This is a genomic window from Haloarchaeobius marinus, from assembly GCF_051207415.1.
Classification (GTDB): Archaea; Halobacteriota; Halobacteria; order Halobacteriales; family Natrialbaceae; genus Haloarchaeobius.
In genome coordinates this window covers 547,643-568,137 of the sequence record NZ_JBPKGD010000002.1, presented here as the reverse complement: position 1 = coordinate 568,137, position 20,495 = coordinate 547,643, and the positions used below count along the sequence as shown (strand labels likewise).

20 protein-coding genes are annotated in these 20,495 nt (G+C 67.2%); 8 read left to right on the top strand and 12 right to left on the bottom strand.

Annotated elements, in window-relative coordinates:
- Positions 1-29 precede the first annotated feature (29 nt).
- The gene (locus tag ACSC1W_RS08920) at positions 30-1,088 is read left to right on the top strand and encodes a CNNM domain-containing protein (protein WP_435346762.1); all 1,059 of its coding nucleotides are present in this window, start codon (positions 30-32) and stop codon (positions 1,086-1,088) included.
- Between the two features lie 21 nt (positions 1,089-1,109).
- Here ACSC1W_RS08920 and ACSC1W_RS08915 read toward each other — a convergent pair whose 3' ends face one another.
- The gene (locus ACSC1W_RS08915) at positions 1,110-1,421 is read right to left on the bottom strand and encodes an HAD family hydrolase (protein ID WP_435346760.1); all 312 of its coding nucleotides are present in this window, start codon (positions 1,419-1,421) and stop codon (positions 1,110-1,112) included.
- Positions 1,422-1,442: 21 nt separating this feature from the next.
- Between ACSC1W_RS08915 and ACSC1W_RS08910 the strand changes: the two genes are divergently transcribed.
- Positions 1,443-1,871, top strand: coding sequence for a hypothetical protein (locus ACSC1W_RS08910; protein ID WP_435346758.1), 429 nt, complete (start codon positions 1,443-1,445; stop codon positions 1,869-1,871).
- A gap of 59 nt (positions 1,872-1,930) precedes the next feature.
- Here ACSC1W_RS08910 and msrA read toward each other — a convergent pair whose 3' ends face one another.
- Together msrA and ACSC1W_RS08900 are read right to left on the bottom strand one after the other, a co-directional pair.
- Positions 1,931-2,464, bottom strand: a complete 534-nt coding sequence (gene msrA, locus ACSC1W_RS08905) for a peptide-methionine (S)-S-oxide reductase MsrA (RefSeq protein ID WP_435346757.1) — start codon at positions 2,462-2,464, stop codon at positions 1,931-1,933.
- Positions 2,465-2,563: 99 nt separating this feature from the next.
- A complete protein-coding gene (locus ACSC1W_RS08900; protein ID WP_435346755.1) occupies positions 2,564-3,553 on the bottom strand; it encodes an aldo/keto reductase in 990 nt (329 codons plus the stop codon).
- 275 nt (positions 3,554-3,828) lie between these two features.
- On the opposite strand from ACSC1W_RS08900, the gene ACSC1W_RS08895 reads away from it, so the two are divergent.
- The 3 genes from ACSC1W_RS08895 (at position 3,829) to ACSC1W_RS08885 (ending at position 5,823) form a co-directional block, all read left to right on the top strand.
- Entirely contained in the window at positions 3,829-4,119 is a 291-nt protein-coding gene (locus ACSC1W_RS08895) for a DUF8028 family protein (protein ID WP_492764720.1), read from the top strand.
- 228 nt (positions 4,120-4,347) lie between these two features.
- Positions 4,348-5,061 (top strand): 5-formyltetrahydrofolate cyclo-ligase, encoded by a 714-nt coding sequence (locus ACSC1W_RS08890; RefSeq protein ID WP_435346751.1) that lies wholly within the window; start codon positions 4,348-4,350, stop codon positions 5,059-5,061.
- Between the two features lie 318 nt (positions 5,062-5,379).
- Positions 5,380-5,823: a hypothetical protein gene (locus tag ACSC1W_RS08885; protein ID WP_435346749.1), complete on the top strand. Its 444-nt coding sequence runs from the start codon at positions 5,380-5,382 to the stop codon at positions 5,821-5,823.
- A 60-nt stretch (positions 5,824-5,883) separates the two neighbouring features.
- Here ACSC1W_RS08885 and ACSC1W_RS08880 read toward each other — a convergent pair whose 3' ends face one another.
- The 6 genes from ACSC1W_RS08880 to ACSC1W_RS08855 all read right to left on the bottom strand — a co-directional run bounded on the left by ACSC1W_RS08880 (position 5,884) and on the right by ACSC1W_RS08855 (position 13,322).
- Positions 5,884-6,711 (bottom strand): TrmB family transcriptional regulator, encoded by an 828-nt coding sequence (locus ACSC1W_RS08880; protein WP_435346747.1) that lies wholly within the window; start codon positions 6,709-6,711, stop codon positions 5,884-5,886.
- 102 nt (positions 6,712-6,813) lie between these two features.
- Positions 6,814-7,848 carry a transcription initiation factor IIB gene (locus ACSC1W_RS08875; protein ID WP_435346745.1) on the bottom strand — a complete coding sequence of 345 codons (1,035 nt, stop codon included), beginning with the start codon at positions 7,846-7,848 and terminating at the stop codon, positions 6,814-6,816.
- Positions 7,849-8,199: 351 nt separating this feature from the next.
- A complete protein-coding gene (gfo6, locus tag ACSC1W_RS08870; RefSeq protein WP_435346744.1) occupies positions 8,200-9,276 on the bottom strand; it encodes a D-xylose 1-dehydrogenase Gfo6 in 1,077 nt (358 codons plus the stop codon).
- Between the two features lie 75 nt (positions 9,277-9,351).
- Positions 9,352-10,626 carry an MFS transporter gene (locus ACSC1W_RS08865; RefSeq protein ID WP_435346742.1) on the bottom strand — a complete coding sequence of 425 codons (1,275 nt, stop codon included), beginning with the start codon at positions 10,624-10,626 and terminating at the stop codon, positions 9,352-9,354.
- Positions 10,623-12,038 (bottom strand): FAD-binding oxidoreductase, encoded by a 1,416-nt coding sequence (locus ACSC1W_RS08860; protein ID WP_435346740.1) that lies wholly within the window; start codon positions 12,036-12,038, stop codon positions 10,623-10,625. The genes ACSC1W_RS08865 and ACSC1W_RS08860 overlap by 4 nt, the downstream gene beginning before the upstream one ends.
- Positions 12,039-12,116: 78 nt before the next feature.
- Positions 12,117-13,322, bottom strand: a complete 1,206-nt coding sequence (locus ACSC1W_RS08855; protein ID WP_435346738.1) for a CaiB/BaiF CoA transferase family protein — start codon at positions 13,320-13,322, stop codon at positions 12,117-12,119.
- Between the two features lie 103 nt (positions 13,323-13,425).
- On the opposite strand from ACSC1W_RS08855, the gene ACSC1W_RS08850 reads away from it, so the two are divergent.
- On the top strand, positions 13,426-14,061 hold the full coding sequence (locus tag ACSC1W_RS08850) for an IS6 family transposase (protein ID WP_435346737.1): 636 nt from the start codon (positions 13,426-13,428) through the stop codon (positions 14,059-14,061).
- Between the two features lie 136 nt (positions 14,062-14,197).
- The gene (locus ACSC1W_RS08845; RefSeq protein ID WP_435346735.1) at positions 14,198-14,782 is read left to right on the top strand and encodes an NUDIX domain-containing protein; all 585 of its coding nucleotides are present in this window, start codon (positions 14,198-14,200) and stop codon (positions 14,780-14,782) included.
- 8 nt (positions 14,783-14,790) lie between these two features.
- On the opposite strand, the gene ACSC1W_RS08840 is transcribed toward ACSC1W_RS08845, so the two are convergent.
- The 3 genes from ACSC1W_RS08840 to ACSC1W_RS08830 all read right to left on the bottom strand — a co-directional run bounded on the left by ACSC1W_RS08840 (position 14,791) and on the right by ACSC1W_RS08830 (position 18,264).
- Complete coding sequence (locus ACSC1W_RS08840; RefSeq protein WP_435346733.1) at positions 14,791-16,065, bottom strand: molybdopterin molybdotransferase MoeA; 1,275 nt, start codon at positions 16,063-16,065, stop codon at positions 14,791-14,793.
- Positions 16,066-16,122: 57 nt separating this feature from the next.
- On the bottom strand, positions 16,123-16,545 hold the full coding sequence (locus ACSC1W_RS08835) for a hypothetical protein (RefSeq protein WP_435346731.1): 423 nt from the start codon (positions 16,543-16,545) through the stop codon (positions 16,123-16,125).
- A gap of 96 nt (positions 16,546-16,641) precedes the next feature.
- Positions 16,642-18,264 carry a uracil-xanthine permease family protein gene (locus ACSC1W_RS08830; protein ID WP_435346729.1) on the bottom strand — a complete coding sequence of 541 codons (1,623 nt, stop codon included), beginning with the start codon at positions 18,262-18,264 and terminating at the stop codon, positions 16,642-16,644.
- A 219-nt stretch (positions 18,265-18,483) separates the two neighbouring features.
- Here ACSC1W_RS08830 and ACSC1W_RS08825 point away from each other — a divergent pair, with 219 nt between their 5' ends.
- Entirely contained in the window at positions 18,484-20,460 is a 1,977-nt protein-coding gene (locus ACSC1W_RS08825) for a CocE/NonD family hydrolase (protein ID WP_435346727.1), read from the top strand.
- The last annotated feature ends 35 nt before the right edge of the window (positions 20,461-20,495 follow it).

Below are 20,495 nucleotides of genomic sequence, written 5' to 3'. Positions count from 1 at the left end.
TTTTCCGCGCCTGCTCCAATCCCAGAGTGATGACCCCGCTAGCGATAAGTCTCCGACTCGTCGCCGGGCTACTGCTCATCCTGGCCAACGGGTTCTTCGTCGCCATCGAGTTCGCACTCACGCGAGTCCGACAGTACCCCGAGTCAGCCTTCGACACGCCCGCCCTCCGCAGGGCGTGGGAGATGACCGACGACCTCGAGATCTACCTGACGAGCTGTCAGGTCGGCATCACCGCGTCCAGCATCGCCGTCGGCATCGTCGCCGAACCGGCGCTCGCGGCCATCTTCGAGCCGTACTTCGAGAACACGGTGCTCGCGTCCCTGGGGGCCGGCGGTCTCGTCGCCTTCCTCATCATCAACCTGCTCCACCTGACGCACGGCGAGCAGACCCCCACGTACCTCGGCGTCGAGCGCACCAAGTTCGTCTGCCGGTGGGGTGCCCGGCCGCTCCACTACTTCGCGCTCGTCATCTCGCCGCTCATCACCGTCGGCGACACCGTCGCGAAGTGGACGCTGAAACTGTTCGGCGTGGAGATGACCGGTGCGTGGCTCGAGGCCAACGAGGACGTGGTCGAGAACCGCGCCGAACTCCGCAACCGCCTCGACTCGTTGCTCGAACAGGGAGAACTCTCCGAAGAACGTCACGAGGAGGTCATCAGCGCACTCACCGCGGACCACGTTATGATGAGCGACGTGATGGTCGACGTCGACGACGTGGTCCTCCTGTCGACGGACCTCCCGGACGACGAGAACCTGGCGCGCGTGGAGTCGTCGCCCCACACCAGGTACCCCCTCGTCGGCGAGGACGTAGAGGAGTTCCTCGGCATCGTCTACGTGCCGGCACTGCTGGAACACGTCGACGACATCCGGTCCGGAGACATAGACTGGGAGGACCTCGCGGCCCCGCCGATGACCCTCTCGGCGAACACGAGCGTCACCGACGCCATCGACCAGTTCCAGGCCGAGGGCCAGGAACTCGCGTTCGTCCTCGGCGAGGGCGACGTCGTCGGACTGGTCACGGCGACGGACGCGCTGGAGACTATCATGGGCGACATCGAGGACCCGCTGGACCGCAGCGTGGCGAGGTGAGAACCGCCCACCCCGGTCGGCTCAGACGCCCGGGTCGAGGTCCGAGAGCGTCTCGACGCACGTGACCGCCGGGTGGTCGTCGCCGACGAGGACGGCGTCCCAGCCCAGTTCCACGGCGGGCGCGAGGTCGCGTTCGTAGTCGTCGGCGACGAAGGTGTACGCCTCGCCGGGGAGTCTCGATTCGGCGATCTCGTATATCTCGCGGTCGGGCTTCCAGGCGTCGACCGCCTGCGAGACCACCACCGCGTCGAAGTACTCGAGGAGGCCGACCGCGTCGAGTTTCTCGCGCTGGAGCGACGTGAGGCCGTTCGTCAGGAGAACGTTTAATTTCATCGGAGATAGATATATAATGTAATGTCACGGACCCGTCGTGAGACCCTCTCCACCTGTGCAGTAGCCGTTGCGGGGCTGTCTGGCTGTCTGTCCAACTTCCGTTCGACGCCCGCAGCACCACGCATCAAATCGGTCACAGCATTTAACTTCGACGACAAACAGCACACGCTGCATCTCTCTGTCGAACGACAAGACGGAAGAACCGAGTATAGGGAGGTGGTCGAGATGGAGGCTGGAGAGCCGCGGGAGCCAGAAGGTGAATCCGTCGGAACGTTCCCGGAGGACCCACCGGGGACGACCCTCCACTCGTGGACGGACAGCGAATCGTCCGGTGCCATCGCCGACTACGACCTTACGAATGGTGAAGGCTGTGTCGAAGTCCAGATAAATATTGGGAACTTCGACCGGGCTGAGAACTATGTCGCCATTTACAGTGGGAATTGTCTCTGACATGAATGCAAGGAGGAAGCCCACCGGTAAACGGGTGGGAGGAATCCGACCTTGCGGGTTTAAGTCTCCTTCAGCAGGGTCTGGAACTTCTGGCGGACCTTCTCGACCTTGGGCCGGGCGTGCATCTGGCAGTAGGCGTCGTTCGGGTTCTTCTCGAAGTAGTCCTGGTGGTACTCCTCGGCCTCCCAGAACGTCTCGAGCGGTTCGAGTTCGGTGACGACGTCGTCCTCGTACTCGGAGTCGAGCGCCGCGACGTACGCCTCGGCCCGTCGCCGCTGCTCGTCGTCGTGGTACAGGACGATGGACCGGTACTGGGTGCCGACGTCCGGCCCCTGCCGGTTGCGCTGCGTCGGGTCGTGCGTGGCGAAGAACACCTCGAGCAGTTCGTCGTACGAGACGACGTCCGGGTCGTACGCGACCTGTACGACCTCGGCGTGACCGGTCTCGCCGGAGCAGACCTCCCTGTAGGTGGGATTCTCGGCGTGGCCGCCCGCGTAGCCCGACGTGACGCGCTCGACGCCGTCGAGTTCCTTCATGGCCGCCTCGGTACACCAGAAACACCCGCCGCCGAAGGTCGCGGTCTCTGTAGCCATGCCTGCAGGTTGGGTTCGGACGACCAAGAAATTGCCGAGCGGGTGCGACGACACGGACGGGAGTTCCGGCGTGACTCACCGGAGAGGGACGAGGCCGTCTCAGATGCCGGCGAGGGGCTGGTCCTTGGCCTCCGCGAGGCGTTCGAACTGGTCCTGGCTCAGTTCGACCGTCGCGGCTTCGAGGTTCTCCTCCAGTTGCTCGACGGTCCGGGCGCCGAGCAGGGGAACCGTCACGCGGGGGTGGTGCTGGAGCCACGCGATGGCGACCTGTGCCGGGGTGGCACCGACCTCGTCTGCGACCGTCTGCAGTTCGTCCAGCAGGTCGAAGTTCTCGTCGGTCAGGTAGTGCTCCCGGAAGCGGTCCTCGGCGGCGACCTTGGAGTCGTCCGGGTCCTGGTCGGCACGGGTGTACTTCCCGGTGAGGAACCCCTGGGCGAGGGGACTCCACGGGCAGAGGCCGAGTTCGTAGTCCTCGCACATGTCGAGGTAGTTCGCCTCGACCTCGCGGTCGACGAGGTTGTACCGGGGTTGTGTGACCGTGAACGGTTCGTAGCCGCGCCGTTCGGCCAGTTCGTTCGCCTTGGCGACCTTCCAGGCGTTGGGGTACATGGTCGACGCGCCGAGGTAGTTCACCTTGCCGGCGTCGACGAACTCGTTCAGCGTGCGCATGAACTCCTCGGCGGGGGTGTCGTCGTCCCACCGGTGGATGTAGAGCAGGTCCACGTAGTCCGTCCCGAGCCGTTCGAGCATCAGATCGATCTGTCGCCGGAGGTGCTTGCGCGAGAGTCCGCGTCCGTTGGGGTCCTCCTCGCGTGTCGGCCAGTATATCTTGGAGGCGACGACGTAGTCCTCGCGGTCGCGGTCGGCCAGCCAGTTGCCGATCCACGTCTCGCTGTCGCCCCCGCCGTACACGTCGGCCGTGTCGATGAATCGACCGCCGTGGTCCTCGTACGCGTCGAGCAACTCGTACGCTCGCTTCTCGCCGATCTCGGTTCCCGCCTCCGTCTCGCGACCGAATCGCCACGTACCGAAGGCGAGTTCGCTTACCATCGTGCCCGTACGACCGAGCGGAACGTAGTCGAGTTCCATGGCGGTGGTTGTGTACCCCGACAGTTAAAGGCGCAACTGCCGGTAAGACTGTTCAGTTCGCGCGCGACCAGGGGCGGTTCGACCGCCCCGGTTCGGGGTCCAGCGCCGCCACGAAATTGACAGGTTCTGTACCTTATAGGACTGATAACGTCGGTTAGAAACAGAGAAACGTTCAATAAACCGTCTAAGTCTCTCTGAGGGCGTGGAAAATCAGCGCTAAATGGGTAACTAACCTGTGAAACTGTCCGAACTGAACTGAAGCCTCGGCCCGTTATATGGGGGTGTCCGTAGTACGAGCAGACGCCGACGAGGTGTCCCCGATGTCAACTGCGCTCCCTGAGTCCCCCGACGACCGCATCGTCCCGAAGAAACTGTTCGCCCCCGTCAGGATGGCCAGCTTCTGGCTGGCCGTCGTCCTCCCGTTCGTCCACCTGCCCATCCTGCTGACGGGACTGGGGAGTGCAGACGGAGCGGGCACGTTCCTCGGCCTCCTGGCGCTGAACATGGTAACGCTCGTGATCGGTCACGGTCACGGCCCGGGCCAGTCCGACTCCACGGGCGCCTAGACGGCCCGCCTCCAGAACGGGACCACACCTCAGCCCTCCACCACCCCGAACCCTCGGCCCGCCACCTCCTCCCGCTACGTTCCTTCGGCAACTGACCAGTAACTGGTAATTATCTATCGCTAACTGGCCTTCCTCTGGTGACGATGCGGTTCGAACGGGCGGTCGAGGTGACGACCGGCCGCGACGGGAGCACGAACCGCTTAGTACCTCGACGCGTCGAACGTGACCATGGAGAAGCAGGCCATCCGCGAGTCCGTGTGGGACGAACTCGAAGCAGCCGGCGTGAACCGGTTCCCGTACCCGCCACACGGCCGCATCCCGAACTTCGCCGGTGCGGACGAGGCCGCAGACCGCCTCGCGGCGACCGGGGAGTGGCAGGCCGCCGAGACGGTGAAGGCGAACCCCGACGCGCCGCAGTTGCCGGTCCGCCGGGCCGCTCTCCGGCAGGGAAAGACGGTCTACATGGCGGTTCCCAGACTCCGCGACGAGCGGTGCTTCCTCCGTCTCGACCCCGACGAGATAGACGACGTCGACCACGCGACGACGGTCGGTGGGTCCGCCGAGGCCGGCGTGCCGGTCACGCCCGACGAGGTGGCACCGGTGGACCTCGTGGTCGCCGGCAGCGTCGCCGTCGACGAGGACGGGTCCCGAATCGGGAAGGGCGAGGGGTACAGCGACCTCGAGTTCGCGATTCTGTACGAACTCGGCCTCGTCGACCGGACGACGACCGTCGCCACGACCGTCCACGAGATTCAGGTCCGCGACCGGCCCCTGCCGAGTTCGAGCCACGACGTCCGTCTGGACCTCGTCGTGACCCCCGAACGTACCGTCCGTCCGTCGGGGGAGGCATCGACGCTGGTCGGAATCCGCTGGGACGAACTCGATGCCGACCGAATCGCGGAGATTCCGGTCCTCCAGCGGCTCCGAGAGGCACAGGAGTGAGGCGTCGACGCGTTGCCGGTGCCCTGTCGGCCCCGGTCACGAAACGGGGGACCGACCCGACGAACGACCTACAGGCCCGGATTGAAGACCCGGTTCGCGTCGACCGACGACCGGCGAACCGGCTCGATATCGGAACCCGGAACGGAAGCCTTAGCGAGTGTTTTGAAACTTCTGGACGAATCTGTGACCGCAATAAAACGACCGGATCGCCCCGTGAAACGAGGTCGGGTTCCCCGCGTCACCGAAATCAGGCGAACTGAATCCAACGGTCGGCTCTTTATATACTCCCGGGAGGAGAAGCCGCAGTCGAGACCAACGATGTCCCAGGCAACCCGTTCCGTGCGCAGCGACGAACCGACGCTCTCCCCCTCGCTGGAACCGCGGCCGTTGACGGGCGAGACCGTCGTGGTCGACGTCGACCGTCGGCTGCTCCGCGGGACGCGCTCGGCTCTCGGCTACCTCGACGACTCGGACCGGACCAGCGACGACGGCGCCCGCATCGTCGACGCCGTCCGGATGCGGGTAGACACCCTGTCTGCACGACTCGACGCACAGGCGCGCGACCAGTTCACGACCCGGTTCGACGCAGCCGACCTCGTCCTGCTCGTCGCCGGACTGTTCGGCGTCGGGCGCTACTACGCCGACGACGGTCGACCCGTCGCGGCCGACTTTCACCGCCAGCGCGCGGCCGAACTGCTCGGCGCACTCGCCGAGCAGCGTCCGGACCTCGTCGATGACCTGCGACGCGTCGTCGCGGAGTGATGCGACCGGCCGCCTGGGACGCTATTCTCGCTCTGGTGTGCGCCTGACCGACGTCCCGCGTCAGCGACCCGCACGGGTTCCGATCTCGCCGCGAATCGCGTTCGCGAGGAGCGGCCGCATCAGTCCGACGAGGGGCGCTTCGGCGCAGTCGGTCCAGACGGCCCGGTGGGTCCGGACGCCGGGGAGGTCGGACGGCGCGTCCGCGCTGACGAGCAGTGCCGTCCCGTCGACCATCAGCACGCTCGAGACGGCGCCCGGTCTGATGGGGTGTGACTCCCACCACGTCCACGTCTCGACCACGGTGCCACCCGGGACCGCCTCGGCGACGACCTCGCGGATGTCGGCTGACGGCGACCCGACGGTGACGGCCACGTCCCGGTCGTCGGCGTCGCGCAGTGCGGACAGGAGGTCGGCGGTCAGGAGGTCGTCCGTCGCGACGGCGAGCATCGCGTCGTCGTCGGCGTCGTCGAGGAGCGAGGCCATGCGCTCGGCCACCTCATCGCTCCCGTCGGTGACCCATATCTCGCCGCTCGACTCCTCGCGCTCGGCGGCGCGGAGGCGCGGGAGCAACTCCGAGAGCCGTTCTATCTTCCCCTGGACGCGCCGTTCGAGCGTGTCGACGGCCTCCTCGCAGTCGGTTCCCCGGTAGCGGCGTGGCTTCGACTGCTGGACGTCGACCAGCCCCCGTTCCTGGAGCGTCTCCATGCAGTCGTAGACGCGTGCCTGTGGGACGTCGGCGACCTCGCTTACCTCCTTCGCGGTCCCCTGGCCGATACGGGCGACGGCGGCCAGGCACTTCGCCTCGTACTCGGTCAGTTCGAACGCCCTCAGGAGGTCGACTGTCTCGGCGACGAGTTCGTCGGTCGCGCCTGCGTCGGTGTCGTTCATGCTCGGTGGGGTCGTCTCCGGTGCTTCGTCGGGAACTCGTTTAGTCGTTCTGCTGGGCGGGCCGACCGACCCGGGGCTGGGAACGGGTGGAAGCGAGGGCGTTCATGCCGTCGCCTGCGTGCCCTGCTGGAACTCGTCGTCGGCCTGCAGGAGTTCCTTGTAGCGGTTCCGGATGGTCACCTCGCTCACGTCGGCGACCTCGCCGACCTTCTTCTGCGTCAGTTTCTCCTCGGAGAGCAGGGACGCCGCGTAGATGGCCGCAGCGGCCAGTCCGACCGGCGACTTGCCGCTGTGGACACCCTGACGCTTGCCGGCCTCGATGAGGGTCTCGGCGCGCCGTTTGACCTCGTTGGAGACGGCGAGTTCGGAACAGAATCGCGGCAGGTAGTCGACCGGATCCGCCGGTTCGACCGCGAGGTCGAGTTCCTTCGCGAGGTAGCGGTAGGCACGCGCGAACTCGCGACGGTCGACGCGGCTGACCGGCGCGAACTCGTCGAGCGACCGGGGGACGTTCGCCTGTCTCGCCGCGGCGTACAGCGACGCCGTCGCCATCGCCTCGATGGACCGTCCGGGGAGCAGGTCGTCCTCCAGCGCGCGTCGGTAGACCACCGACGCCGTCTCCTGGACGTTGTCCGGCAGGTCGAGCGCGCTGGCCATGCGGATTATCTCGCCGAGGGCCTGCTTGAGGTTCCTGTCGTGGGCGCTCTGGGCGCGGAAGCGTTCGTCCCACGTACGGAGTCGCTGCATCTTCTGGCGCTTCCGGGACGACAGCGTCGACCCGTAGGCGTCCTTGTCCTGCCAGTCGATGACGGACGAGAGCCCCTTGTCGTGGAGCATCCGAGTCGTCGGGGCCCCGACGCGGGACTTCTCGTTCTTCTCGCGACTGTCGAACGCACGCCACTCCGGACCACGGTCGACCAGGTCCTCCTCGAGGACGACGCCGCAGTCGCCACAGACCGTCTCGCCGTGTTCGTCGTCGGTCACGGCGGCGGCACCGCACTCGGGACACGTGACCTGTCCGTCGTCGACGCGTTCGCCTTCCGACTCCGTCGTGTCGGACGACGTGCTTCGACGTCTCTGACGGAACGACGTCGTTCGACTCCCGGTCGTCTTCAGCGTCTCGTTCGGTTCGTTCATACTGGACCGTCGAGCCGTGGTGTAGCTCGGACACCTCCCGGTTGTGTTTTCACTATCTTAATAGTTTCTACTGTTAGAGTACGATAGTAGAAAATTGCTGTGGCGTGGGTGGCAGCCACGTTCTGGGCGCGGTACGACGCCCGGGCGTGGGGAAGGTCCGAGCCACCTTTCGAGTTGACCCTTACTCGTTAGGTGCTTTGAGTATTTCAGGAACCGGGGCCCTCCCCAGGGTGGTCGGCGTCGACTTCGTTTACTGGACACGACCGTCCTGGATACGTGTGACGAGAAAGCGCCGAAACGCGACCCGACTCCGATGGCGCCCGGGGTCCTGGTCGTCGCAGCGACGACTCCTCAGAGGGACTTGCGCTCGCCGTCCGCGCCCGACTCGTACACCGCCTCGACGACCTCGATGTCGACGAGTCCGTGCTCGCCGTCGGCGTGAATCGGCTGCTCGCCGAGTACCCGGTCGGAGAAGTACGCGAACAGTTCGGCCATCTGGTTCACCGGGTCGTAGGTCACCGCCGTCTCGCCGTCGGGCGTCGACACGAGCAGTTCGTTGGACTGTGACCCGAAGAATCCCGGCCGAAGCCGAATCTCGCCGTCGGTGCCCACGACCCGGAACTCGGCCGTGTGGTAGGCGTTCTGGGACACGCTACAGAGCGCGTGGACGCCGTCGGGGAACGCCAGGTCGAAACTCGCGCGCTCGTCCGGCACGTCGTCGAACCACTCGTCGTCACCGGACCACGTGGCGGCGGACACGGAGACCGGGTCGGCGTCGAGCACGAACCGGGACGTGTTTATCGGGTAGACGCCCAGGTCGGTCACCGACGTCCCGGGGCCGGCGAGGTCCGGGTGCAACCGCCAGTGCGACGGGTCGTCGAACATCTGGGAGATGGTCTGTGACATGTGCGAGTGGACGTGCACCGGGTCCCCGACGACGCCGTCGCGGACGAGGCGCCGGACGGCCCGGAGCGCCCGGTCGGTCTGCATCCGGTAGCCGACCATCAGGTCGACGTCGGCCTCGTCGCAGACCTCGACGACCCGTCTGGCGCGGTCGACGGACGCCTCCATCGGTTTCTCACAGAGGACGGCCTTGCCGAACTCGGCCGCGGTCTCGACGTGTGGGAGGTGCAACGCGTTCGGCGTGCAGACGTAGACGGCGTCGTATGCGTCGACCGCCGTGCCGTCGGCGAAGTGTTCGTACGAGAGCGCGTGCTCTACGGTCTCCCACTCCATGAGGGCCCGTTCGCGCTTGTCCGGCGACCCGCTCACGCCGACCGTGACCTCGCAGTTGTCCGTCTCGGCGACGGCGGGGAGCACCTGCTCGCTCGCCCACCACCCGAGTCCGACGACTGCGACGCGGAGGGTGCCGTCGGCCGTCTGTTCCCATTCGCGTTCGTTCGTCCCGAGGTGGACGCCGTCTGTCATACTCGAACTGTCCCGCCCGACGACCGTAACTGTCGGGGTGGCGGCGGAACGTGTCGCGGTCGGCGGCGGGGACCCCTAGGGGGCGTTCGGCGTGCCCGGGACGCGCGACGCGGTCGTTGCGACGGACGCCACGACGGCGATGACGACCAGGCTGACGCCGCTGACGAGGAGGAGCAGGGGGTAGCCGACGAGCGCCGCGCCCGTCGCGAAGACCACCGGCCCCGTCGCTCGCCCGAGGAAGGTCGTGCTGTTGCGGAGACCGAGGAGGCCGGCGCGGTAACTCGTGGAGACGCGCTGACTGATGGCCGCATCGACGGAGGGCATGGTGAGTCCGAGGCCGACGCCGAACAGGAGCGACGCGACGGCGACGAGCAGCGGCGACGGCGCGAGGTAGATGCCGAGCAACGACAGGCCGTAGCAGCCGAACCCGCTGGCGATGAGTCGGCCGTTCGATATCGCACCTGCCAGTCGGCCGTTGGCGGCGGCAGCGACGATCGCTGTCCCCTCGGTCGCCAGCAGGACGCCCCCGATGTACACCGGGGTCAGCGCGTACGAGGCGGTCAGCAGGAACGGGAGCGCCGTGAAGAGTGCGCCGAACAGGACGAACTCGGTGAGGAACGCGGTCGTCAGGAGCGCGACCATCGCCGTGGTGAGTCGCCCCAGCACGCCACGCAGGTAGCTCACTCCCCCCTCCTCGCCGGTGGACGCCGACTCCGTGCGTCCGGCCGCGTGCTCCGCCGTCGGCTTCCGGTCGTCGGACGACGGTCCGGGTCTGGGGTGCTCCTGGATGGCGACCGCGGCGAACAGCGCCACCGGCAGGCCGAGTCCGTAGGCGAGGAACGGCACGTTCCACGCGACGCCCGCGAGCGCCCCGCCGAGGACCGGGAACACCGCCGCCCCGAGCGAGAGGGCGGCGACGTTCACCCCGAGTACGGCGTTCCGCTGGACGCCCTCGAACGCGTCGCCGATGATGGTGACCGTCGTGACGAACAGGGCCGCCGCCGCGGTCCCCTGGACCACTCTGAGACCCAGCAGGACGGCGTAACTCGGCGCGACGTAGCCGGTGAGACCGGTCAGGCTGAAGACGAGCAACGCGGGGAGGAGGACGCGCTTGCGTCCGAGTCGGTCCGCGCCGAGGCCGATGAACGGAGAGACGAAGATGCCGACGACGAAGTAGGAACTGACCAGCAGGCTGGCCTCCGGGTCGGTCAGGCCGAAGTGGTCGCGGACCACCGGGAGCGCGGGACTCAGCAGGGGGACGCCGAGCGGTGCGACGAGCGTACTCGCCAGTACGGCCTGCACCGTGCGATTCCGCCACGGGACGCGACCGCCGGCCCGCTGGTCGCTCACGCGGCGCCGTCGCCGCCCCCGGTCCGGGGCGCGACGTTCTGGTTGAGGTGGAACAGGTTCTCGGGGTCGTACGTCGTCTTCACGTCGACCAGTCGGTCGTAGTTGTCGCCGAAGACGAGTCGGGCGGGGTCCTCGTTCATCCCCGGGAAGTTGCCGTACCGGCCGGAGGCGACGGAGAGCGACTCGGCCTCGGCGAAACCCTCGCGCGCCCAGTCCACGTTCGCGTCGTCGTCGTCCGGGTCCTCCCAGTTCGCCTCGAAGTTGAGCATGAACGGTTTGTCGCGGTGCCAGAAGGCCGTCGCGTCCTTCGGGACGTCGGCGATGGCCCCGCCGAGGTGCCAGAGGTCGATGGTCGAGAGCGCCGAGGGTGCCGACTCGTTGTAGCGCATCATCAGGTCGACGACCTCGTCTGTCACGTCGTCGAGGAAGATGGACTTCCAGTAGTACCGCAGTCCGTCGGGGTAGTCCTCGTCGAGCATCGACTGCAGGTCGGTGTACGCCATCGGTCCGCTGAAGTCGGCGACGGGCGACGCGGCGCTCCGTATCGACCCGAACACCTCGTCGGCGCGGTCCGGGTCACCCCGGTAGGACCCGAGGAAGGCGATGGCCGGGTCGCCCCACGAGGCTTCGGGGAACTCGTCGACGTCGGGGACGTGTCCGGTGAACGGCAGGACGCCCGCGTTCCGTGGTGCGTCCTCGGCCCAGTCGCGGAAGCGGTCCATCACCGCCGGCACGTCGTCGGCGTGGAACCACACGAAGAAGGCGTACACCTCCGGGCCGACCTCGTAGAGTTCGTACTCGAACTCGGTGACGACGCCGAAGTTCCCGCCACCGCCACGGACCGCCCAGAACAGGTCCTCGTGTTCGTCCTCGCTCGCCCGGCGGACCTCGCCGTCCGCGGTCACTATCTCGACGGACAGGACGTTGTCGCACGCGAGGCCGTACTCCCTGGCGAGGTGGCCGTACCCGCCGTTGAGTGTGAGACCGGCGATGCCGGTCTGCGAGACCGCACCGAGGGCCGTCGCGAGGCCGTAGCGTTGCGTCTCCCGGTCGACGTCGCCGAGCGTCGCGCCGCCACCGGCCCGGACCGTCCGGCCGTCCGGGTCGACCTCGACCGCGTTCATCGCCGAACAGTCGACGACGATGCCCTCGTCGACGACGGCGGTCCCGGCGACGTTGTGGCCGCCGCCCCGGACCGCCACCTCGAGCCCGTGCTCGCGGGCGAAGTCGACCGCCTGCACCACGTCGTCGGTGCTGGCGCACCGGGCGACGAGCGCCGGCCGTCGATCGATCATCCCGTTCCAGACCGCCCGGGCCTCGTCGTACTCCTCGTCCCCCGGTTGGAGAACGCTCCCCTCGAACCCGTCTCTCAGCGACTGCACCGCACCGTCGTGTACGTTCGGTGTCGACATAGAGAATCCTCTCGGGGGTTGGAGACGGCCTGCGGCTATTGTTATTTCAGCGCTATCGTCGAAAACGGCGTCTTACCGTCACTCGGGGTCGCCGAACGCGCCCGCGTCTGCCAGTCTGTCGAGCGTCTCCTCGTCGTACCCGACCTCGCGGAACACCTCGCGGGTGTGCTCGCCGAGTCGCGGCGGGAGTCGGTCGAACCCGCTCTCGGCGTGTTCGAAGTTAAGGGGGTGTTCGACGACCGGGACGGTCCTGTCGCCGTCGGTCAGCTCGGTGACCACGTCCCGGGCCGCCGTCTGTTCGTTGTAGAGCGCGTCCTCCGGGTCGTTGACCGGGCCGGCGGGGATGCCGGCCTCCTCGACGAGCACGTCCATCCACTCCTCGGTCGTCCGTTTCGTGAACTCCGCCTCGAGTTCGCCCTCCAGCGCCGCCATGTTCGTCACGCGGTCGGCGTTCGTCTCGAACCGGTCGTCCTCGACCAGGTCCGGCCGGTCGAGTGCGGCACAGAGTCCCCGCCAGAGCTTCTGGTTCAGGCAGGCGACGTTGAGGTAGCCGTCCGCCGTCTCGAACGTCTGGTACGGCGCGAGCACGGGGTCCTTCGTGCCCATGCGCTTCGGCTCCTCTCCGGCGAACACCTTGCCGGCCTGCTTCGTCAGCCACGGCAGCGTCGCGTCCAGCATACCGAGGTCGATGTACTCACCCTTCCCCGTCTGCTCGCGCCGGTAGAGCGCCGCCGTGATGCCGAAGGCGGCCCACATCGCGGTGATGAGGTCGGTCTGTGGAAGCCCGACCTTCACCGGTCGGCCGTCGGCCTCGCCCGTGACGCTCATGATACCGCTCATGCCCTGGATGAGCAGGTCGTAACCGGGGCGCTTGCTCCACGGGCCGGTCTGGCCGAACGCCGAGATGGCGCAGTAGACGACGTCGTCCCGCACGTCGCGGATGGACGCCTCGTCGACGTGGAGTTTCTCTGCGGTGCCGGGCCGGTAGTTCTGGATGAACACGTCCGCCTCCTCGACGAGGTCGTAGAGCGCGGCCAGGCCCTCCTCGCTCTTCAGGTCCAGTTCGACGCTTCGCTTGCCGTAGTTGACGGTCCAGAAGTACGGCGACTCGCCGTCGATGAACGGCGGTCCCGAGTGTCGGTTGTCGTCGCCGACGCCCGGCCGTTCGACCTTGACGACGTCGGCCCCCTGGTTGGCGAGCATCAGCGAGCAGAACCCGCCGGTGACGAACGTCGTAAGGTCGAGGACGGTGACGTCGTCGAGTATCGGGCCTTCTGGGTCCATGCTATCACTCCGCGTCGTCAGGGCGCAAAAAGCTTCGCCCGGGTGGGGACGGCGGTGTTCAGATAAGGTCTGAAGAACGAGGCGGTGGAATTTCTAGGTGTCCATGCCAGAAATCGACCGCCTCATCGGTGCTAGCGACTGCTTCGAGTTAGACTTTCTGGAGCGAGAAGCGACACCCGAGCCCGCGATGAAGCTCGGTATCCGACTTCATCTGGCTGGGATGTCACTTTCTGATACAGTCTCTATCCTCGATGAATTGGGTGTCGACCGTTGCCGCTCAACCGTCCACAACTGGGTGCAGAAAGCTGATTTACAGCCCACAGACGATGCAGACCCGGATCACGTTGCGGTCGACGAGACCGTGATCCAGCTGAACGATGAGCGATATTGGCTGTACGCTGCCGTCGATCCTGCAACGAACCGCTTGCTGCACGTCCGCCTCTATCCGACAAGAACACAAGCGCTCACCGAGATGTTCCTTTCCGAACTCCGCGAGAAACATCTCGTCGACGATGCAGTCTTTCTCGTCGACGGTGCACCGTGGTTGCAAGCGGCCTGTCACCGTCACGGACTCCGATTCCAGCAGGAAACACATGGGAATCGAAATAGCGTCGAACGTGTCTTTAGAGAAGTAAAACGCAGAACAAACCAGTTCTCAAACTGTTTCAGCCATGCTCACGCAGAGACTGTCGAAAATTGGTTGCAAGCGTTCGCCTTCGCATGGAATCAGCTAATCTGAACACTACCGGTGGGGACTGGCCCGACCAGTCCGGTCGTGGGACCAGTCAAACAGCCGATATCGGCTCGCAGGGCGTTCTATCACGATAGTTTCGACGACAGGACTATCACCCACGTCGACCTGCAGTATGTTAACGATGAACCAGCCACCAGAGTACTGCCCGTACTGCGGCACGGCTGTCACGCCCGTCGATTCGCCGATGCACGACGTCGTCGAGACGTCGGTGGTCTACCGGTGCGACTCGTGCGAGGACTACGTGTTCTACAACCCGACGCCGGGCGGGAGCGCCGCCGTCGTCGACGACGACGCGGTGCTCCTCGTCGAGGACTTCCGGAGTCCCGGCGAGTGGAAACTCCCGTCCGGGCGGATGGAACTCGGGGAGACGCCACGGGAGGGCGTGGCCCGCGAACTGGCCGAGGAGACGGGACTCACCGTCGACCCCGGCGACCTCACGTACTTCTTCGACGAGGCGGGGGAACCGGTCGAGGAGCAGTACATGGTCGGCATCGACTACGCGGTCCACCGGGACGAGACGACCGGGACCGTCGAGGCCGCGTCCGACGCGACCGACGCCCGGTTCTTCACGCCGGCCGAGTTCGAGGCCGCCGACCACGTGCTGAAGTACACGCACGTCCAGCGGTTCGGCGACAGCCTGGAGTGGCTACTGGGGGAGGCGACGGCCGCGCTCGATTCGCGGACGCCCCCGTCGACGCCGCCCTGACCCGTCGCCTACCCCTCCAGCGCCTCGTAGGGGACGACGGCCACCGTCTCACCGGCCGAGAGCGCCCCGGTCGTGACGACGACGCCATCGGCACGGGTCGCCCGCGTCGACGACGAGAGCACGCTCGGGTCGTAGGTGTCCTCGTACACGGCCAGGGGCGAGTCGACGTGGCCGAGGGGCGTCGCCCGCCCGTCCGAGAGCGTGACCGGCACGGCGTACTCGAACCCCTCCGGGCCGAGGCCCACGTCGGTCGAGAGCGTGGCGTCGACGGCCGCCTCGCCGGCGCGGGTCGCGCTCGGTCCGACGAAGAACGGTCTCGCGACGAGGCTGGTCACCGTGTGTGCGCCGACCGGTTTGCCGGGGATGGCGAACGCGACGGCGTCTTGCTCGGGGAGTCGGGCGACCGCGATGGGCTTCCCGGGTCGGATACGCACCCGGTGGAACAGCACCTCGCCGAGGTCCGCCAGCGCCCGAACGACGTGGTCCTTGTGCCCGACGCTGGTCCCGCCAGTCGTCATCACCACGTCGTGCTCCCGGGCGACGCGTTCGACGAGCGACCGGACCACCTCGTACTCGTCGGGGGTCGACCCCTCGTAGGTCGCGTCGTGGCCCCACGAGCGGACCAGTCCGGCGAGCATGTTCGAGTCGAGGTCGGACTGTCGACCCTCGTGAATCTCGGTTCCGGTCGCGGCGACGCCGACCGAGAGGCGCGTTCGGACCGGCACGGACTCGACGCCTACGTCACCGAGCAGGATGGCGTCCTTCGGCGAGAGGCGGTCGCCGGCGTCGAACAGCGTCTCGCCGGCGGCGACGTTGCTGGCACGTTCGTAGACGTACGTCCCGGCTTCGACGTCGGGGCCGCGAAGGTCCCCGTCGGAGACGGTCGCCTCCTCGCGCTTGAGGACCACGTCGGCGCCCTCCGGCAGGGGTGCACCGGTGGCGATGCGGACCGCCTCGCCGGGCGAGAGTGCCGGCGGGTCGTCCTCCGGGAAGACCTCCTGCTCGCGGACCGTGAGGGGGTAGTCGTCGGCCGCGCCGAACGCGAACCCGTCCATCGTCGCGTGGTCGCGGGCGGGCACGTCGGCCGGCGCCTCGACCGCCGACGCGAGCACCCTCCCGGCGACGGCGTCCAGCGGGACGGGTTCGGCGTCGAGCGTCTCGAAGAACTCGTCGCGGAGCGCGAGCACCCGGTCGACGGCGTCCGTGCGCCAGAGCATGTCGTCGTGGTCGGTGGCCCCGCCGTCGGGTCTGAAATCGCCCCGGCGGGCGTCGTGGTCCGTCATACCGCCGCCTTCGGCGCCCGCCCCGATAACGGTTGGCACGGTCCCGACGACGCCGTGTCAGTCCTCGCGCTCCCATCCCGCGGACCCCTCGACGTAGGGGTCCAGCGCGCGCTTCAGTTCGTCGACGTCCTCCGGGAAGAACTTCAGCGTCTTCGACTCACCCTCTGCCGAGACGTTGACGCGTCCCCGGCGACCGTAGGTGAAGTAGAGGCTGATGCCCCCGGCGACGGCGAAGGCGACCCCGCCGAGCAGGTTCCGCTGGAGCGAGAGCAGGCCGAACCCGACGAGCGCGAGACTCATCACGACGAGGAACCAGTCTATCGGTTCGACGCGGATGGTCGCCACGTCGTCGTAGTCGACGTAGACCGCGTCCTCGCCGGGGTGGGCGACGACGAGGCGGTCCGGCGTGACGCCGACCCACCCGCCGCCGCGTAGCGCACCCCGGTACTCGAGGTCCGATTCGATGTCCGCCGCGTCCATGTGCGTCCGGGTGACCGCCAGCACCCTGACTGTTGTGGTCGAGGCGTCGTCGAAAGAAACAGCGTCGGTCCGGTCGCTCGGGGTGGTCTCTGCTCGTCAGTCACCACCCGGGGTGGGCCGTTCCTCCTCGGCCTCGCCCACGCGGTCCCAGAACGACCTGAACTCCTCGTCCGCCTCGGTGATGTCCTCCCAGGCGGTCAGGCCGCGCTCCTCCCTGGTCCCGGGAATCGTGTTGTCGAGGACGAAGGCGATGATGCCGCCGACGGCCATCCCCGTGCTACCGATGACGAAGGTGGTCGTGGCGATGATGCCGAGGATGTCGAAGCCGAGTACCTCGACCGCGAACAGGCTGAAGATGGGTTCGGCCGCCAGTCCCTCCTGGAACGCGGTAGCACCGCCCACGTTGCCCATGTACGCCGGAATCGCTAGCCCGGCGAACAGCGCGATGCCGATGATGAACACGTTGCGGTTCTTGTCGAGGTCAACGAACTTCAGCTGCGAGAGCCCGACCGCCGCGATCTGCCCGAACATCGCCAGGAACAGTCCGCCGACGATGGGGGTCGGGATGGTCGCGACGAGCTGGCCGAAGTAGCCGACGAACCCGACGACGAGCATCACGATGGCCCCGATCTGGACGACGTACCGGGAGGCGACGCCGGTGATGCCGATGGCACCGACGTTCTCCGTGTAGGACGTCGACCCGTTCCCGGTGCCCATGATGCCGGCGAACGTGTTGCCGATGCCCTCCATGCCGATGCCGTGGTTGATGCGCCGTGCACTCGGTGCGCCCTTGCCCGCCATGCGGGCGACGGAGTGGTAGTCACCGAAGCTCTCGATGACCGAGGCGAGCATGCCGGCGAACATCCCGATGACGAACGACCCGGTGAACTGCGGCATCCCCCACTGGAACGGGTAGATTGCGAACACCGGCTGGGCGTTCGCGACGGCCCCGAAGTCGACGTAGCCCGGCGCGCCGGACGCGTAGATGCCGGTCACGGAGAGGAGCGCCGCGATGCCCCACGCCGCGACGATTCCGAGCAGGACCGGGAACAGCCGGAAGGCTCGGTTGTAGTCGTTGAGGTACTGGGAGAACAGCACGATGAGGAATACCGTCAGTCCCAGGAGCCACCAGTCCTGCGTCGCCGACGTTATCTGTGGGACGTTGAACAGTGCGAGCCCGATGAGTGCGATGACGGGGGCGATGACGATGGGGCCCATGTGCTGTTTGAGCCAGCCCATGACGCCGAAGTACCCGATGAGCACCTCGACGAGTCCGGCCACGATGACCGCGCCCTGTAGCTCGAGTATCATCGTCTCCCAGCCGCCGCCGGTGCTGGCGATGACGCCGATGATGGCGAGCGCCGGGGCCAGCATCGAGAACGTCCCGCCCTGGACGATGGGGTAGCGGTTCCCGAGTGTCGTCTGTGCCAGCGTCGAGATGCCGGATACCACGAAGAACGTCCCGACGAGTTTCGCCGTCACCCCCGCCGGCATCCCCATCGCGCCCGCGAGCACGAGAGGGATGGCGATTGTCGCGCCGATCATCGTCAGGTAGTGCTGTAGGCCGAGGAATATCGACTCTACCAGCGGTGGCTTGTCGTCGATACCGTACTCGACGAAGTCGGACTGTTCTGCACCCCCTGCAACGTCAGGCGGTCCCTCTGGTGTCACGACGTTTTCAATATCGTCCGTGTCGTCTGGATTGTTGTCGTCTGTCATGTCCTACCTCCAATAGTGTGACGTGATGTCAGCCCCCACACTATACCCCTGTAATCAGAAACCTATCTATTAAATGTGTCGTCAGTCCGCGTCGTCACGTCGCTGAGACGGCCGTCGATTTCGTCTCGGCGGGCGATGACCGGCCACCATCACCGTCGACGGCGTCGTCACCCCGGTGGAGGGGCAATCTATTTGGCGGGAGTGACGGTGTGTGAGCATATGACAGCCGAGCCACGATACGCCGTCCACGCCGACCTGGACGTCATGGTCGAGACGCGCGACGGGACCCGACTCGCGACCGACGTCTACCGGCCGGCGGACCCGGAGACGCGCGACCCTGTCGACGACCCCCGGCCCGTCATCCTCGACCGGACCCCCTACGACAAGACCGGCGGCCGGACCCGCCACGGGGAGTGGTACGCGTCGCGGGGCTACGTCATCGCCATCCAGGACGTCAGGGGCCGGTTCGACAGCGAGGGCGACTTCTACATCCACGTCAACGAGGCCGAGGACGGGGCCGACACCGTGGAGTGGCTCGCCGACCAGCCGTACTGCGACGGGCGGGTGGTGACCCTCGGCACCTCCTACGGCGCGTGGGTCCAGAACGCCCTGGCGACGCAGGACCCCGACGGCCTCGCCGGGATGTTCGTCAACATGGGGGCCGCGAACGGCCGCGAGAAGACGTTCCGGCACAACGGTGCGTTCGAACAGCGCTGGCTCTCGTGGGCGTTCACCCTCGGTGCCGGCTTCGCCCACGAGTCACTTGCTGACCCCGCCGTCCAGCAGGTGTTCGCCGACGTCGACTTCCGGGAGGTGCTGCTGGACGGCCCCGTCGAGCGCGGCGAATCCGCACTCGCGACGCTCCCCCGGTACGAGGAGTGGGCGTTCGACATCATGGAGTCCGGCAGCGCCAGCGACGACCTCTGGCAGAACCCCGGCGTCAACTTCGAGCGCTACTACGACGAGAGCGCGGACGTGCCGACGGTCTACTCCGGCGGCTGGTACGACTCCTACACGGGCGCGACCTGCGACAACTTCGTCGCGCTCTCCGAGTGCAAGGACAGCGACCACTACCTGCTGATGGGGCCGTGGACCCACCTCGCCAGGCTCCCGGGCGGCCACGACCACAGCGAGGCCCTGCTGTTCCCGCCGCTGACGTGGGAGCACCCGACGGCCGGCGACCTCGCGTTCGGACCGGACGCCACCCGGAAGTACCGCGAGACGCGACTGCGCTTCTTCGACCACTACCTCCGGGGCGAGGACACCTGGGACGACCAGCCACCAGTGGAGTACTTCCTGATGGGCACCGGCGACGGTCACATGACCGACGAGGGTAACCTGTTCCACGGCGGCGAGTGGCGACAGGCCGACCAGTGGCCGCCCGCCGGCACCACGACGACGAGGTTCTACGCCCACGGCGACGGGACCCTCTCGACGGACGAACCGACCGCCACCGACTCCGCGACGACGTACGAGTTCGACCCGGAGGACCCCGTTCCGACCATCGGCGGCAACACCTCCTCGTACCTCACGTACGAACCCCGCGAGGAACCGGTCGGCGCGTACCCCCTGGGCGACCGGAACGTCATCGACTTCGCCGGCCGAGGTGGCTACGACCAGCGTACCGACGAGGATACCTTCGGCGCGAGCGCCCCGTACGGCCCGCTGGCCGACCGCGACGACGTGCAGGTCTTCCGGACCCCGCCCCTCGAGGAACCGGTCGAGATAGCCGGACCCATCCGCGTCCGCGTCTACGGGTCGACCGACGGCCCGGACACCGACTTCACCGCGAAACTCGTCGACGAGTATCCCGAGAGCGAGGACTACCCGGACGGCTACGCCCTCAACCTCTCGGACTCCATCTGTCGCGGGCGATACCGGGGCTACCGTGACGAACCGGACCTGCTCGACGCCGGCGAGGTGTACGAGTTCTACATGGAACCGTACGACACCGCCAACCGGTTCGACGCCGGCCACCGCATCAGACTCGACGTCTCCTCGTCGAACTGGCCGCGCTTCGACGTGAACCACAACACCGGCGGTCCCCTGTACGGCGTCTCCGCGAGCGACGCGGGCGCCGGGTCGACGGAGCACGGCTCTGCCGGTGGCGAGGGATACCGCGTCGCGGAGAACACCTTCTACCACGAGGCGGACAACCCGACGCATATCGAACTCCCGGTCCAGCCGACGGACTGACGGGACCATCTTTTTACTACGTCTCCGCCCAACGT